This is a genomic window from Dyadobacter sediminis (assembly GCF_005860765.1).
Classification (GTDB): domain Bacteria; phylum Bacteroidota; class Bacteroidia; order Cytophagales; family Spirosomataceae; genus Dyadobacter; species Dyadobacter sediminis.
In genome coordinates, this window is the sequence record NZ_VCEI01000030.1 from 1 (window position 1) to 16,975 (window position 16,975).

Here is a 16,975-nt window from a genome sequence, read left to right on the forward strand (position 1 = left end):
CATTACAATGAAAGTCGCCTGCATCGTTCAATCGGTTTCGTGACGCCCCAACAAAAGTGGGATCAAGCAATGGTTTGTGACACAACTATTATTGAAAAAGTGTCCAACTTATAAGGGGTCAAGACAATGTTTCCGATTATTCTGTCCTCAATGTGTTTGCCATTTTTATGGCAAACAGTTTTAATGATTATGAGGTCTTCTATATCACTTTCAACTTCTTCACGTTTAAATGTTAATTTGGTTGTTGTAATCCTGCGGTCAATAACTTCAATTTCTTCTAATTGAGGTCTAAAAGTCAAAACGTATGGAATTAATTCTTTGAAACTTTCAATTCCATCATTTACAATTTCTTTCCCTTTCAAAGAAGAATAGGCGTTGTCAATATGATATGTAAATGACGTTTGAAATTCATCTTCTGGTAGTTCGTCAATTTCTTTAAGGTTTTCCCGATACTCAGTTTCTGCGTCTTTAATTGACTGAATTAAAAAATCCTTGTCGTTTCTTTCGCTTCTGTCAAGGTGAAAATTGAAGCTGTAAAGTTGCTGGTCATCTTCTATTATTCCTTCAATTTGAATTATCTTGGAAAGTATATGTGTTGAAATAAAACCTGTCCCAAACTGTCCGATAACACTTTTTTTGTGTGTTGTTTCGTCATCTTTGGTAGAGTCGGGCATAATTAAGTTATATGCTTCGTCCAATGAGAACGGCTTTCCGTTGTGGCTAAATTTAAGTCTGTCAGCAGTTATCTCAAATCTTGCTTTTACATTGTCGCCTAAATCACTTGCATTTTGAAGTAATTCCCACATCCATCTTTGTCGCAAGTCGTTTGATTTGCTTAGGATAGGTTTCAAATGTTCCATTACCCTTTTCGCAGGAATACTATAACTCTTTTGGTCTTTAAGGTCTCTAAGTTTATTCTGTATGTTCATTCGTTGAAGTGTCGGTTTACCATTGCCTATAACTTGTTGATTGACGCACTTTCAATATAAAATACGCATTTTGTATTGTTGTAGAGTAAGTATGTTTGAAAATATACTTGTAGGGCGGGCCTATTTAATAGGCCCACAAAATGTCCAATCAGAGCGACGGATTAAATCATAATGGGGTAGGGAAAACTTATCTTGTGAATAGGATTTGCACTCTGAAAGATTTTTAAACTTCTCAAATTGTCATCTCACAAATCAACGTCTCACATTTACGCCATTGACTGAGTTTGTGAAAAATATTGCTTTAAACAGAAAGACGTTTTAGCAAGCGATGGACTGATGTACGGTGCCACTGTTTCCCCTCATTCCGAAACGTCTTAATAGTTCGTCGGTTTAGCTCGTCTGAGATCCCGCGCACACTTGTACTGCCTTCTGCTCTCAATTTATCGACAATTGATCGCATAGTTTCTGCAAATTGACTTGCAGCTTGCGCGTTCTTTTTACTTTCAATCTCCCGGCCATGCTTACCAATTTTCACACCACCGCGCTTCGCGGCCTGCAATGCCTCTTTCGTCCGAGTACTAATCTGCTTCCGCTAATGCTCAGCAAATGCGGCTAGTAAATGCACCATCAAGGGATTTGCATGTGGGTTATCGACTGCCAGGAACTCAACCTTGCTTTCCATTAAATTGGCAATGAAAGCAACATTCCGACCAAGCCGATCCAGCTTCGCAATGATCAGCGTCATTTTCTGTTTTTTGCACAGCAATAAAGCCTTCATCAGCTGCGGCCGCTCATTCTTTTTACCACTCTCAATTTCGGTAAATTCAGCTGTGACTTGGTATCCTTGATGTTGTGCGAACACATGAACCGCTTCGTGCTGCGCTTCCAGACCCAAGCCGCTCTTTCCCTGGCGATCTGTCGAGACTCGAAAATATGCGACGGCTTTTTTCATGCCGGTAAAATCAATAATTTCAGAACACTTTGTCCACATATATACGGTCGTATGTATGTGGACAGCCTATTAATTCTAGATTGCACTCAACATAGTAGCTGCTATACAACAAAATATTATTTGGTTTAGAGCTTAAGAATAACCAAAAATTACAGGATACGTTCATGGAAAGCTAACCTTTCCAGAAATGGATCGAATAGCAGCCATTAAACACATTAATTATTCCCTACCAATATTATATTCAATATAAAAATTTATATTTAAGGATGAAATAACATAAATACGATGCTGTTAAGGTCTGGAAACCCTTTCAGAGTTTTTTGTAGAGTGGCATTTGAAGGAAGTGTTAGTGGTTACAATTAGCCATGTACTTATTCACCCTAAATCTAGTTTTATGGAAATGACGAAAACTATTGTAATACATTTATTAACAGGGTTATGCCTGGCTTTTTTAAGCAACCTGATGTTGCTAATTTGTGGTGGTGTTGGCGTCGAGGGTGAGTTTGCCAACTAACTGCTGATAGTGTTTACATACAAATTGCAAAGTCAGGGGCCTGGTTCGACGCCAGGACTCACCACTTTTGTGGCAACAGAACTTAGTATCAAGAATACATTTTCTGTTGCCCTTTTCTACAAACTTGTAGGTTAAAATCTTATAATTATTATAGCCGCTCGCAAAGCCCGTGCTTCACCCCACCAACTTCATCGAAACGATCATGAAAAATTGAAAAGAAATCATCGTCTCCGTGCTCGTACTGTCTAAATATTGAGTAAGCAATAAGATCTGCTAACTGTATTAATCGCGACGCTTTTGAGTCTAAAAATAACGGCACTTCAGAAAGATTTCTTAAAACACCCCACTTATGTCCAATTGTGCGAAAGTCAGTTGCTAAGCCTTGAATGGTTGTTTCATATGTAGACTTATCAAAGATGATAATACCTCTCTGCGCGTTGTTCTCTTTGTGAAGTCTGGATAAATAATGATCAAATCGACTAGCAAGTTGCTCGAAGGAAAACTCGACAGGGTCATTGGGAGAAATTTTTGTCTTATCAACTACACAAGCAAAAATTCTATTCGATTGATGAGAATAGGCAAAGATTTTTAGCGCCTCACGAATTATTCGGCACCTATCTGCCTTCATGTGCTTTCTCCAAATTCCTTTACCACCAAACATTGGGCTACCATGAAACTCAATGCTACTAGGGTCGGCAGGATTTATCTCCCTAGCCAAGTTATCTAACTGATTGGCAAGCCAATATCCTTGTCTTTCAAACAGCGAAATACCGGCTAAAACAAAGTAGGTTTGGGCAGCATCACCGGTATTTCCTGATTCATCGGCGTAGAGTAGATGCATAAAAAAGGCAGTTAAGGAGAAACCATGTTCTCACGGTCTAAATTAGTCAGACCTCTCAACTGCAATACAAAGTTAACGTATTTTTAGATAAATCCTAATGATAACCATTATGTAAATAGCATATCTAGCAATTAGAAATGCAAATCTCTAACGTTGGTCGGAAGCACAATTCACATGAAATACACGTAATCAAATCTATTAACTAACTTTATATTGTGGTTAATCCAGAAAGCGTTAAATTTTCTGATATGACGTCATGAGGAACAAGGACATAAATCCACCTTTTCCCATTGTGCTTTAATGCATATTCAGTCGCATTGCTGCACCATTCTTCGGCCGCATGTTTTTTTGCCAATACCACAGCGGCATCAATCTCACTCTTTCGCTTTGCTTCAAGCATATATATCAAATCGTTGGCCTCTGCAACAAAATCCGGTTGGTATTCAGACACACCTAACTCATCTCGATAAGAGATTTGGAATTGACCTCTTACCGGCTTAAACCATTTAATTGCATCACGTTCCAAAATTACTGAAAGAATTCTTTCGGCCTCAGAATCAAATTTTTGAATTGCGTATAGACACTTTGAAAATCCTTTAAATAAATACTTTGACATATTACTTTTATCCGAAGGAGAAATTTGATAGTCTATGATAGGATCTCCTTGAAGAATTTTGTAAGCACTTGGTTTAAGCTCAGTAAATCCCTTATTGACTATTACCTCATAACCCGAATCAGATTTGGTCCATGCATGTTTCTGCATTTGTGCATGGATAAATTGACCAATATTTTTTTTATATACGAGAACAACCTTTCTGATATCCTCATACGAAAGATAAGTTTGAAGATGTCGAATGGTCTGGCCGGCTAAATCAAAAAGAAGATCTGACTGCTGTTCATAAAATATGTCATCGAAATCATTCAGTGCCTCAACGATTAACTTTTCCAGCGTTATCTCATTATCATCGTTATCTATCAAAGATATGACGTCTCTTTTTCCAGTTCTCAAATGTTGTATCCATAAGTCATCCGAAACTGGTGGATATTTTAATGAACTTAATTCTAGGCCAAATGAATTAAAGCCACTTTCAACTTGGCCCTTTGGAATAACCAATATAAACGGTATATCTATACTCTGTTGATTTACTGTTTTAATTGTTCGACTAACAATGTCTTCTACCGAAATTCCGGGGTAATTCAATTCGAGTTCCAATTGTGAAGATGGCAATTGCTCTCTAACAGATCGAGCTATATCCTTTTGAATTAACGGATCCAATAAATAATTTAAATGGCTAACAACATTGGGTTGGTTCTCAAATTTTCGTATAATGGAATATGTAATTTGTGCTACCTTTTGATCACCTGGCTTAGTAAAAATTGGTGTGGTATTTAATTCGGATAAGTATGTGTTATTAATTAACAATGACGGATTTAAACCAAGGTGATTTGCCAATGATGACTGAGAAATAATAATTTCCGCTTTTCTTGTTAGCTGTTCTTGGTCCAACATCAATAATTTTATTCTGATTGAAGAATTTGGTTTGCGAGCTTCGTCAACAATCTCCTGAAACTTATCGTGAGCAATAATGTTAAGCCGATCAATAGAGGCCATCCCAGTTCTCTTGCCATAAGGAAGTCGGAGACCTCGACCAATCGATTGCTCAATAAGAGTCCTTGCGTTCGCTGCCCTTAGAGGAATAATTGTATAAAGGTTTGTGACATCCCAGCCCTCCTTTAACATGTTAACGTGTATTACAATTTCAGTAGGCTCATCTGAATTTTCTACTTTCAAAAGTCTATTTATTACCTCATCCTCTTTTGTACTAGAATCAACCTGAATTACCTTATCTGAATACCTGCCTTCAAAAAAACTATTAGATTTTATATTGTGTAACAATAGCCCAGCATGTGATGTATCGCGGGCAATTATTAATATGAACGGTTTAACTACTGGTCTTCCAGCTTCTATAGCATATGTTTCTAAGTCAACCTTGACACTTTCATGAAGGCGAATTCCATCTGAGAGCTTCATTGATTCAATCGCTTCGGAACTCATCCCAATAGGACTAAAATCTTTTCTTGTGACAACCGCAGGCTCCTTTACAAAGCTATCCGCCATTGCATCAGCTAATGGATAATCATATATGATATTCTTGAACAAAACATTTCCACGGGAAGTCTCAATAAATGGTGTTGCAGTTAACTCTAGACCTAAAATCGGCTTGAGCTCATTGATGGCTCTCACACCTGCACTAGCACGATACCTATGTGACTCATCCATTAACAAGACAAGATCCGGTAGAGCAGACAGATATTCAAAGTAACTTATTCCAATGTATTCTGACAACTGTTTAATTTTAGGAGCTTTACCCCCTCTTACTTCGGAATTAATTTTTGAGATGTTAAAAACATTTATCTTACATGTATAGGCATCATCAAATAAGGTGCCAACTCTTTCACCATATGTCTCACCAGTAATAATTTCCGGTGGAGTTGTGGAAAACTCGGCAATACCCTTAAATACATATTTTGGCGTTCCCGGAGTGAAATCAGTTACAAGTTTATCATAAACAGTTAAGGATGGCGCGAGAATAAAAAAATTATTTATTCCATGTGCTAAGTGCAAATATGCTACAAATGCTCCCATCAGGCGAGTTTTTCCAACACCAGTAGCCAATGAAAAGCAAACTGAAGGAAATTCTCGTTCAAAATCTGAAATCGATGGAAACTCTGTTCTCATTGCATTAAGAGCAACTTCTAAATCGACGTTCTTCTGTAATTCAATTAGTTCAGTAACCCGGTCAAGGAGTTCTAAGGACCTTTTTTGTGGAGCGCGTAAACTTAGTCGCCCTGATATAGCATTTACATGTCGATTCATTTATTTAACGTTAAACAGGTTATGCTGATAACCAGATTCCAGAGGGGCTTGTGTTAAGTTTTCAATTCTGAGACTATAATCATCATGTCCCCATTCACACCGATTTAGAACATGTTTTGGTATCTTCTTAACTGTCAAATTATAATAATCTCCCGATCCACGAAACGCAGGACAAAGAACTAACAGTGTTTGATCTGCGCCAACTTCTTCGGAAAGCTGTTGAAGTTGTTCGTGAGTCAATACTGATGTAGTAACATAAAGAAAATCATTCTCAGTGGAAAACCCATGCTTCCAATATACCGACTCACTAGGAGCAAATTTAAACCCTTCCAATTTGCACAAAGCCTCAGTAAGCATTTCCGGATTGTAGGACTTGTTAATAATCCAATTACCCCATTGATCTTGTTCTAATAAAGATGGAGCTAATTGATAATACCTAAAACCTCCACCACCATTCCAGCTAACAGCATTAGAAATACCATTTTTATCATTACCATCAATTACTTTTTTTAGTCTGGGAACAATGTGTGTTTTAGCATGCTGCCCCAATTCAATCATGATCCATCGCCGTCTCATTTTTTGTGCAACTGCACCGGTGGTACCAGACCCCGCGAAAGAATCTAAAACTAGGTCACCGGCATTCGTGGAAATTTCCAAAATCCTTTTAAGAAGCCGCTCTGGTTTAGGAGTGGAAAATACATCTGCAGGGTTGAAAGCTTTAACCTCTTCCTTTGCTTCATGGTTGTGTCCTACCTCATTCGAGGGCCAAAAAGAAGAAGCGGGCCGAGTTGAATCATCCTCTTTGTATTGTTTAACATAAAGCTCCCACCTATCTTTGACTTTTACCCACTCCACCAAATCAGGTTGTTCTTCAATATTTTTCAAATAAGTACTTTGACCCCATCGCCAATTTCCTTCAATACCGTTGGGTTTTATAGGTAGAACCTCTATACCGTCAGGAGCAATAATTGGATAAAATAAGTTAGGTCGATCAATTCTAAGTGAATTTGAGCCCTCTTTTCGCAACGAACGCCTCCGATAATATCTTTGCGTCCGTTCGTCAAATAAATTGAATTGCTTGTCCGCTTGATCAAATTTGAGTCTCTGCATCGAAAAAGCTTCTGTTTTTCGATATGCAAGGATATGATCATGATCCATACTAACAGACTTCGCATCCATTCTTACACTGTAAGCTTTTTGCCAAACAATATTTCCTATAAAATTTCTTCTGCCAAATATTTCATCACATATTACTTTTAAATAGTGCGCTTCATTATCATCAATCGTAATCCACAAAGAACCATCATCTGCTAGCAGCCTTCTAATAATGTCAATTCGATCTCGCATCATAGAAAGCCAGATCGAATGCTCCAACCCATCGTCATAATGCGTAAAAGCACTACCGGTATTATAAGGGGGATCAATAAAGACACATTTTATTTTTCCAGAGTAATCAGCCTCTAGTGCTTTCAATGCCAATAAATTATCGCCATATATTAATCTATTATCAAACAAATCATTGTCAGTTACTCTATGTTTTGCGTGATAGGAAATACTTGGATCCTCTAAAAGTATTCTGGGTTCCAATTTTGGTCGATTATCTTTACCCACCCAGGTGAGCTCAAGTCGCTGATTTCTATTCATGTTAAATTACCAATCTGCGGAGCCTTCTTAATTAAATAATCAAAAAGATCCATCTGATAAGGTTGTCCAGGCCTCTGAGTTTTTTTCTTTATGATTTGATCATCTCCCAATTTAAAATGCTTTATCAGGACAGTGATAAGCAAGGGAATGACGTCTGTTTGACTCTTAAAAAAAGCCAGAGGTCCCTTATATAGTAGTTGTTTTTTTGTTTCATCTAAAAAGACTTGCCGTAACTCATCAAAAGGAACACTTAATTGTGCTTCTAACTTTGACCCATCCATTATTGCATGTCCTGCTTGTTGTTGAAATATCTGTTTGGCCAATATCCATCCAATTGCGAATGCCCCATGCTTATAAATCAATCGATCATGAGGATTTTGTGATGAGGACACCTCAGAATTAATTCTCACTTGAATGTATCTTAAAAAGCATACTGCGTCAATGATTTGCTGTGAAGTCACACTACTAAAAATATGCTTGTATTGTTCCGAGTCAATATTTAACAAAATGGATGGTTCTCTTTTGAGAGTAATTACAAATCGTGGGTCCGTAGAGAATAATGCTAATGCAGATGCAGCCTCATTGATATGAAGATAGGCTACATCTGTTACCCCCTCATATATACCAGCCTTGTAAATATAAGTATACTTTAAAAATGCAAGCTCTTTCCTTAATCGTTCCTGAATATCATCTAATGCCGCGAAATTGTAAATTGCAACAGAATTTTGATGGTTGCGCGCCTTTGTAACCTTTTTACCAAACTCACTATCTGAGGATGACTTGATAAGGGTAATAAAAACTTTGGCCGCCGTTATATCTGCTTCTGGATGATCTTTTAAAAATTGTGCCGCTGACGCAATTGTTTGCGCACCATTTATAATAGATAAACCTCTGATTCTTAGGTTTTTCTCGTTATTCCTAGCCGATTTTGTTTTAATTTCATCACAAAGAGCTGCTACACCATTATGGAAGTATAAAAAATCAAGAGGCGTTTCGAATAACGTATTCCGTATGGCAATGTTTACGTCTGTCTTCTGGCCAAGAAACGACCTGATATTTTTTTCATAAAGACTACTCTCATAGTCGTTATGTAGTTTTACTAGTGCAATTAGTGGTATCAAACCAAAAAATGTGATTTTCGGAAATTGAACTGATCCATAACTACTTATCTTAAGGTCTACATTAATCTTTGGAAGCGCTTTCCTGTCTAGCAGATTATTATAAACCTGTGCTGCGTCAAATTTGATAAAAGGTCTAACCAACCTTTCATCAAGGAACTTTTCTTGGTCAAATAAATCATTTAAAACGTTGATAGCTGGATTTGAAATTCCCTCACCAACATAAGCTATAATTAATTTAATAGCATTACAATTATCGATAACTTGTTCAATTTCAGATTGTCTATCTTTCACATGTTTATTAAATGCCTCAATATCTTGCCGCATAAGCTTTTGAACTCCTTGACAAAAAGACATCGCATCTTCTTGCTTAAACATTTCTGAAGCTTTTAATTTCGATTGAACTAAGTATAGTGTATCCTGCTGTGCATGATAGAATATCGCATCAATACCATTATCGCCAAAATCATCCACCACCGATTTACATGCTAGCTCAGGCGAAATTTCACAAATGCTTGCCAGGGCAAACGCGCTAAATGCTCTTGATAGGTTCTTCCCTTCTTGTTGATCTTGTGGTTTCTCTTCAAGCAGCGGCGGGAGGTGGGGAACAAAAGCATATTTTAATTCGGCTTTGAGTAAGTCCAAGTGAGAATTTGAGAGGCTGCTCATGTTAATTGACTGTCTTAGGAGGATTGAACTTAAATTTTGTACCAAAAGTACCTTTTTTTAGAAGCAACCAGTCTATTTGTTCTTTAATGTTTTGCATAAGTTGTCACTGCTCTACTCCAGCCGTCAATAATGATCCCCTCATGCCTTAGGTAATTATACAAAGTTGCTTTACTGCGAATTTTCAATTGCTTACAAATTTGAGTCGTTGTGTATTTTTTACTTAGATACAATGTAGCTGCTAGCCTTGCCAAATCTTTATATTTCTGGGTCAATCCTTTTGGCCTACCACAAACCCTTTCCCGTGCTCGTGCAGCCTCCATACCTGCTAAGGTACGTTCCATCAAAATTTCTCTCATTTTCAGCGAAAACTGAACTGAGCATATACCAAAGCTGTCCCATTTTGGTAGAAGTATCAATCCCTTCAGAAATACTCCGGAAGTCTACGCCCATTTCTTTCCATTCCACCATCAGCTTGATCAGCTCATAGGTTGTTCTTCCCAGACTGTCAATTCTCCAGACAACTATTACATCTTCTTTACGAAGCTCGGAAATCATCTTGGTATATTCAGGTCTGTGCATGGAAGCTCTTGATCCCTATTCATGATAAATTTTTTCACAACCTGCTTTCTTAATGGAGTCAAATTGCAGATCCTGTATAGCGATTAAAACGAATTCCTGAATTTAGCCAAAACAAATTCAGGAATTCGCCGTACACTTTAATCTTCTCTAAGCTTTCTGGTTCTTATGTAGCTTTCAACTGTTAGCCGGTTAACGCCTAGGATCCTTCCGATTGTAGACACACCAACTTTCTTGTCCAATAATTCCCTGATCGTATCTTCCTTGCCAGTCAGTTTGGTCTGCTTTGATAAAGAGCCAGCCGGACGGCCTATCGGCAGGCCTTCACTTTTCATGCGTGCCATCGCTTCCTTTGTTCGCTGGGATATCAGGTTACGTTCTATCTCAGCTGAAAGGGAAAAAGCAAAGCCAGTACTTTCGAGTAAATATTATTGCCCAGTTCGTATCCTTCCTTGATGGCAAACACCTTGCATTCCTTCTGCATACAAATATGCAGGATGCTCATAACTTTCATCAGGTTTCTGCCAAGCCTGGAAAGCTCTCTGACTATTAAAATATCATTCTTCTTTAAACCTGTTAAAACATTGCCCAGCTTCCGGTCTTCCGGTCGTTTGCTGCCACTTACAATTTCTTCAATCCAATCATCAACATGTATTCTTTTGCTGGATGAATATTTTAAAATTTCATAGCGTTGGTTTTCTACGGTTTGTTTGTCTGTGGAGACCCGGATATAGGCGTAAATCATAGCAAAAATCACAAAGTTAGGTTAAGGGTACTTTTTAATATTTAATTATACAATTAAGCGGTAAAATTAGGGTATAATTTACTATCATAGCTACCGCTTACTTTAAGGTACCCTTTTCATAACTCTCTCTAAATGAGCTTGTCCAATTTTTTACGCTTTCGACACACCAGTATGTCTACGGTAATTCTCAATTGAATGAAATCTATGTTGAAGAATAAGCATTTTGTCCCGCTACTGTGACCTCTTCCAAATATTTCTCTATCCTTTGCATAAATCGGTCATATTGCGGTATCAGGTCTGAAATAGTACTGTTTTTATTCCAGATTTCCAATTTATCTCTGTTTTGTTCTATTCCAGCAAACATCTGAGCGGTATCAGCACAAAAGCTGTGATTGATCGTAAGAGGAATATTTAAAGAGATGAGTTGCTTTTCAGCATAACCCAACTGAATATGGCCCTTTTTATTAATTGTCAGAATGCTCAGATTTATTCCACTCCTTGACGGATCAGGAAATTGCAGCCCAAAGCTTCCTATGTTCCATACAATTGCAAGACCAATTTTTTTGCTGTCAGCAATTACTCTTTTTACAAAATCCACTTTGGACTGATCTGTATTTTGGCCCAGTTGCTCAAAGTAATCTTGCGCAGTCAGTGTGGTCCGTCCATATGACTGTTTTTGGGTTTGTGCTGTTTCAACTCCCAAGTTCGTATCTATATTGACTTTTAGACCATCCGTATAATCACCTTCTATACGGACAATAGCTCTTGTAATTTCACGGGTTCTGGTAACTATCTGAGGAATAATCAGCAAAGAATTCGCATCACTACTTAATTTATAGACCTGGAGTTCAACTAATGCCAGCGTGAAATGCAATTGCGGAGACTGTGAAAGGTATTCGACCATTTCTTCAACGCTTTCACGTATACCATCCCCAACGATCATCAGCAAAAACCGTCCCCTTCTCAGGTTTCTGCTGATGTTATCAATCATTGTATGCTCATCCATTTCAGCAAACTCGGCTTGCCTGCAAATCACTGAGATCAGCCCTTCAGGATTCTGATTAACATGTTTGAATGCATCATCAAGATCGGTAAAAGTCCATTTGCTTAATTCCTTGGCGTAATCAAGAACCTGCCCTACAACTTCCCTTCTGGCCTGCGGATTTCGCCAGAGTTTTGTTTCAACGATTGTAATGTAGCCCTCAGGCGAAATCAGCAGGTTATCAATATAACCGGCAGTTGTTTTTACTTCCCTTCCGATAGAAAGTGCAGGTGCAAATCCGGATTCAATATCACTGATAGGAAGTATTCCGGCATTTTCGTGTATTATCTTTTGTATCCAGCTTTCACTAAACTCATTTGTATATAAGGGGATCCGTTCAGTAATGCTTACTATATTATTTTTAATCAGCATGGGCTGACCATTTTGTCTGTTACCTTTCGTTACCATACATTTCTAATATTAGCTGTTGACCATTTTTTTAAATAATGCATCTAGCGCTCTGACTCCGCAGCATATTCTTGAAACTCGTCAAGTACTTTATCAGTCATATACTCCAGCCTTTTTTCTTTCGCTAATTCTTCAACGGCTTCGTAAGAAATAAATGTGCATGATTCTGACAATGGCCCTTTTTCCAGCAAAGCAAAAACTGGACGTGAAATTTCCTGCATCACCTTGCTTTTTCTGTTAGTAGGAGCAACAATATGCGCACGGATATCTAAATTAGGTTGCAAAGCCATCAGATCAGCCATTCTCAGGATTCCTGAATATATTGAAGTTGTATGTTCTACCTCAAAAGCACGTACGATTGATCGGCCTTTCACCCAAAGAACATCGATATTTTCAATTGTTTTAAGCGTTGTGTCATCATAGTTCAAAGGAAGCGCTTCAAGCAAAGAACCACTTTCAGGTTTCCATACAGCAAGTACCCGCTGCCTATCGCTTTTGGGAAGCCAGATTTTCAAATTCATTCTTTCTCCAATTTTTGCAAGCATGGCCTGAACCTTGATTGACTCCCGAATATCGTCCTTGTGGCTATCCGTTGAATTTTCATGTTCCTCTTTTGTGGGCACCGACACTTCTACCTCCTTGCTATCCTGAGTCTTGACAGTCATAGACGCAAGCTTCTTCTTATCGGTGTCACTTAAACCAAATACTGTTGGATTTACTATTTGATTTATCAGATATGTCTCAATCCATGCTCCATCAACCTCCTCAAAGCGGCGTAGATTACCTCTTACCATATTGGTCCATGCTGAACTTTTTTTAGGAAGAGACTTGGTAAAACTGAGGTTATTCCAGCAATCATCATTATCAATAGGAAGAGACTGATCCAGAGGAAGCCATACGATCTCCTTAATGGGAAAACGAAGCGTATATACATCGTCTTCTAAACTATACACCGGAGTGTTACTAATGAAATAATCCCCGGTTACTTCAAGTACACCGACCCAACGTGAGAGTTTAGTCACATAAGCAATGAGTTTATCTCCTTTTTTAATTACACTCGCCTGCGATTTTTGCGATTCCCTAAAGCCGGAAATTGACCTCTCTGAGCTTGTAAATAAATTGTACGTATCAGGTGAAAATATAGTAACGTAGTATGCCATTTGATATAAGGAACATGTTCTATCAAAGGTGAATTAAATTTACAGAAAGTACAAAAAGCAGGATGATATCTCAGGAGTTGGTAATTAGTATTCGGCTTTGAAATTTTACGCTAAAAATTTCATTTCCTTCTTATTGTTACGCACCCATCCTTCAATCTCAATACCTTCATGCCGCAGATAATTATAAAGGGTAGCTTTGCTTCCTATCTTTAACCGCTCACAAATCTGCATGGTTGTATACTTCTTACTTAAATACAGAGTCGCAGCTAAGCCTGCAAGCTCCTTTGATTTTTGAGTGAGTCCCTTTGGTCGTCCCCCTACCCTGCCTCTGGCTCGTGCTGCTTCCATACCTGCCAGGGTACGCTCCATCAAAACTTCTCTTTCATTCTCAGCAAAAACCGAGCTGAGCATATACCAGAGCCGGCCCATTTTGGTAGAAGTGTCAATCCCTTCTGAAATACTCCGGAAGTCTACTCCCATTTCTTTCCATTCCACCATAAGCTTAATGAGCTCGTAAGTTGTTCTTCCCAAGCGGTCGATTCGCCAGACAACGATAACATCTCCTTTACGAAGCTCGGAAATCATCTTGGTATATTCAGGTCTTTGCATGGTAGCACCTGAGATTTTTTCATGATATATTTTCTCACAACCTGCTTTTTTAAGAGAGTCAAATTGCAGGTCCTGATTCTGCTCGGTTTTTGAAACCCGTATGTATCCAATCACCATTCCAAATAGTACAGTTTAACGTGGTTGTTTGCAATATACAGTAAATAGTTTTGGTGTACCACAAATCTGTAATTTTAAAATGCCAGAAATGGCTGTTTCAAGAACTAAAAGGGAAGTAAAGTCAAGGTGTCTGAGAGTACAGTTTAACCACCGAATAAATTAGCTAAAATTTCACATAGATATTTTCTATATGTGAACGTCCAACAAAAAAGCCTGCACTTATGGAACAGGCTCGTGTAGTAAGTATAGAAAAACAAATCCGACTCAGTGTTTCAGCTGAAATCCCCGGGTAGGAAGGAATCAGGCTTGGGGGAAAGCGCCTAATAAATTCAGAATATGTTTTTGCAATCTGTTCGTATCGTTCGTCTGCACCAAGGCTGGTGGATGATTGGATTCGCTTCTGGGTGGCTATGGTTCCTGTACGGTCAATTTATCTGAACATCAGATCTACGGCAGGGACGGTTTTGATAATCCTGCATACTCCCATGCGTAATGCGCAGCACATCTGGATCTTCCGTCATTTCCAATATAGTAATCAGCCTGAATTCTGCCGCTTTTAGCTTCCAATGTGCCGGTTTTAACAAAAGCCGCTGCAGGAAATAAATCTCATCCTCCTAGTTTTACTATTAAATCTGAAAGACATGAAAAATAAAATATTTAATACGTTCAAAATAATGCTGGTATTAGCGTTGCTTACAGCCATCAGGCCCGTTAAAGCGCAATCTATGCAGATGCATCATCAGCATTCGTCGGCAGGTAAAAACATGCTCCTTACCCTGATGGATTCCATGATGGTACAAATGAGTAAACTGCCAAAAGCCACTTCACCGGAATCTGATTTTATACAGCAGATGATACCGCATCATGAAGGTGCCGTAGCCATGGCAAAGTATGAAATTCAGCATGGCAAAGATTTTAACATGATACAGCTCGCCAGAAGTATTCTGACTGAGCAAACCAGTGAGATCCAGCAGATGAACCTGTGGTTAAAGCAAATTTCTGCAACGGACAAAGAAATGCCCTCCGGTTACCAGCAGTCTATGAACCAATCGATGCAGACCATGATGAACACCATGCCTTCAAATGAGCAGCTGACAGATATTGATCATGCTTTTGCAGCTGTGATGGTCCCGCATCACCAGGCCGCTGTTGATATGGCCAAAATCATATTAAAATATTCCGGTGATCAGCTGATTACCGGTTTTGCCAAACAACTTATTTCCTTACAGCAGGTTGAAATTGAACAAATGTCCTTATTCTTAAATAAATGAAAATGAAAACAATAGCGCTTGCAGTCATATTAAATCTTGTTGGTTTAATTACCGCTGCCCAAAGTCCGTATGCTCATGACCGTGTTTATACAGGTAACCAGGTTTCCAATACCGTTTCTGTTGTAGACCCATCAACGAATAAGTTATTGGGAGAAATTAAACTGGGTAAACCCTACCCTAACGTATTGAGTCCCTTATACAAAGGCCAGGCGCTGGTGCATGGCCTTCGATACTCACAGGAGAAAAAAATACTGGCTGTGGTGTCCATCGGCTCCAATGCTGTTACCCTGATCTCTACGGAAACAAACCAGATATTGAAGACCATTTATGTTGGCCGTTCCCCGCACGAGCCGACGTTTACGCCCGATAGTAAACAAATATGGGTGTCTGTGAGAGGAGAAGCATACATCAGTGTCATTGATGTTGAAAAAATGGCAGAGATCAGGCGCGTACCCGTTGCAGACGGACCGGGCATGGTATCCTTTACACCGGATGGCAAACTGGCCTATATATGTTCCAGCTTTACGCCGGAGGTAGATATTGTGGATGCAGCAACTTATACAATTGTAAAAAAGATTCCGGTTACCAGCCCCTTTTCACCCAATATATTTACCAGTCCCAAAGGTGAATGGATAGCCATGACGCACAAGGATACTGGGAAAGTTACCATTATCAATACCGCTTCTCAGTCTGTTGCCAAAGTGATTACGACCGGCGCGATAACCAATCATGTTTCTTTCAGTTATGTGAAAAATAAACTGATGATGCTCGTTACAGTTGGCGGTGAAAACAAACTGCGGGTATTTGATGCAGCTCAGGATTTTAAACAAACCGATACGGTTAATATCGGAGCTTTGCCTCATGGCCTGTGGCCTTCGACGGATGGAAAATTACTGTATGTAGGCCTGGAATTCGCTGACCAGGTGCAGGCTGTTGACCTGCAAACAATGAAAATAATCAGCACGATCCAGATTGGACAAAGTCCGCAGGCACTGGTTTATGCTGAAAATGCGGTAACTAATATCAACGCTAAATCCGGTCTTTCTGCCCTGAATGATACGGCTTCCACACAGGTAATTGCATTAAATGCAGTTAACACAAATCAAAAATCACATGGCAGAATTGCTGTGCGAAGCATTGGCCTGGCTGATCTGGTGGAGCAGATTTTCACTTCATTACAACCGAACACCTCTTATACCCTGGCTTTATCAAGGTCAGATAAAGCGCCGTTTTCTTCTGATTATCAGATCAATACTTTTGATACCGATGCGAATGGCAAATACATGGGTCAGTCTACCGGGCTGGTTAAAACGATTAACAGTGTTGATAGTCAGTCTTTCCGTCATGTGATTTTAACCGACACTAAAACCGGGAATGTTGTATTATCAGATCAACTTTAAAAAGTAGATTTACAACAGACTGTTTGATAAGCCCTTATGATTTTTTAAGGTTATCTTTGGCCGACTGTCAACTATTTTATGATTACCAAAAACAATGTCCGG

The 16,975-nt window shown here is 38.9% G+C and carries 14 protein-coding genes; 2 read left to right on the top strand and 12 right to left on the bottom strand.

Annotation, left to right across the window (positions count from 1 at the left end):
• Positions 1-62: 62 nt before the first annotated feature.
• The 12 genes from FEM55_RS21390 to FEM55_RS21440 form a co-directional block, all read right to left on the bottom strand.
• Entirely contained in the window at positions 63-929 is an 867-nt protein-coding gene (locus FEM55_RS21390) for a sacsin N-terminal ATP-binding-like domain-containing protein (protein WP_138283445.1), read from the bottom strand.
• Between the two features lie 592 nt (positions 930-1,521).
• Positions 1,522-1,881, bottom strand: a complete 360-nt coding sequence (locus tag FEM55_RS25240) for a recombinase family protein (protein WP_229209369.1) — start codon at positions 1,879-1,881, stop codon at positions 1,522-1,524.
• A gap of 662 nt (positions 1,882-2,543) precedes the next feature.
• Positions 2,544-3,236 carry a DUF3800 domain-containing protein gene (locus FEM55_RS21400; protein WP_138283446.1) on the bottom strand — a complete coding sequence of 231 codons (693 nt, stop codon included), beginning with the start codon at positions 3,234-3,236 and terminating at the stop codon, positions 2,544-2,546.
• A 208-nt stretch (positions 3,237-3,444) separates the two neighbouring features.
• Positions 3,445-6,114: a DEAD/DEAH box helicase gene (locus FEM55_RS21405; protein WP_138283447.1), complete on the bottom strand. Its 2,670-nt coding sequence runs from the start codon at positions 6,112-6,114 to the stop codon at positions 3,445-3,447.
• On the bottom strand, positions 6,115-7,758 hold the full coding sequence (locus FEM55_RS21410) for a site-specific DNA-methyltransferase (protein WP_138283448.1): 1,644 nt from the start codon (positions 7,756-7,758) through the stop codon (positions 6,115-6,117).
• Positions 7,755-9,545 (bottom strand): AIPR family protein, encoded by a 1,791-nt coding sequence (locus FEM55_RS21415; protein ID WP_138283449.1) that lies wholly within the window; start codon positions 9,543-9,545, stop codon positions 7,755-7,757. The genes FEM55_RS21410 and FEM55_RS21415 overlap by 4 nt, the downstream gene beginning before the upstream one ends.
• Before the next feature lie 282 nt (positions 9,546-9,827).
• On the bottom strand, positions 9,828-10,124 hold the full coding sequence (locus FEM55_RS21420; protein WP_138283450.1) for a recombinase family protein: 297 nt from the start codon (positions 10,122-10,124) through the stop codon (positions 9,828-9,830).
• A 137-nt stretch (positions 10,125-10,261) separates the two neighbouring features.
• Positions 10,262-10,465 carry a hypothetical protein gene (locus tag FEM55_RS25245; protein ID WP_229209370.1) on the bottom strand — a complete coding sequence of 68 codons (204 nt, stop codon included), beginning with the start codon at positions 10,463-10,465 and terminating at the stop codon, positions 10,262-10,264.
• A 35-nt stretch (positions 10,466-10,500) separates the two neighbouring features.
• On the bottom strand, positions 10,501-10,866 hold the full coding sequence (locus tag FEM55_RS25250; RefSeq protein ID WP_229209371.1) for a recombinase family protein: 366 nt from the start codon (positions 10,864-10,866) through the stop codon (positions 10,501-10,503).
• Positions 10,867-11,068: 202 nt separating this feature from the next.
• Positions 11,069-12,316 (bottom strand): PDDEXK family nuclease, encoded by a 1,248-nt coding sequence (locus FEM55_RS21430; RefSeq protein ID WP_138283451.1) that lies wholly within the window; start codon positions 12,314-12,316, stop codon positions 11,069-11,071.
• A 44-nt stretch (positions 12,317-12,360) separates the two neighbouring features.
• Complete coding sequence (locus tag FEM55_RS21435; protein ID WP_138283452.1) at positions 12,361-13,476, bottom strand: type II restriction enzyme NmeDI-related protein; 1,116 nt, start codon at positions 13,474-13,476, stop codon at positions 12,361-12,363.
• A gap of 105 nt (positions 13,477-13,581) precedes the next feature.
• On the bottom strand, positions 13,582-14,202 hold the full coding sequence (locus FEM55_RS21440) for a recombinase family protein (RefSeq protein ID WP_138283453.1): 621 nt from the start codon (positions 14,200-14,202) through the stop codon (positions 13,582-13,584).
• A gap of 641 nt (positions 14,203-14,843) precedes the next feature.
• Between FEM55_RS21440 and FEM55_RS21445 the strand changes: the two genes are divergently transcribed.
• Together FEM55_RS21445 and FEM55_RS21450 are read left to right on the top strand one after the other, a co-directional pair.
• Positions 14,844-15,473, top strand: coding sequence for a DUF305 domain-containing protein (locus tag FEM55_RS21445; protein WP_082217961.1), 630 nt, complete (start codon positions 14,844-14,846; stop codon positions 15,471-15,473).
• A gap of 2 nt (positions 15,474-15,475) precedes the next feature.
• On the top strand, positions 15,476-16,873 hold the full coding sequence (locus FEM55_RS21450; RefSeq protein ID WP_229208587.1) for a YncE family protein: 1,398 nt from the start codon (positions 15,476-15,478) through the stop codon (positions 16,871-16,873).
• Positions 16,874-16,975 lie beyond the last annotated feature (102 nt).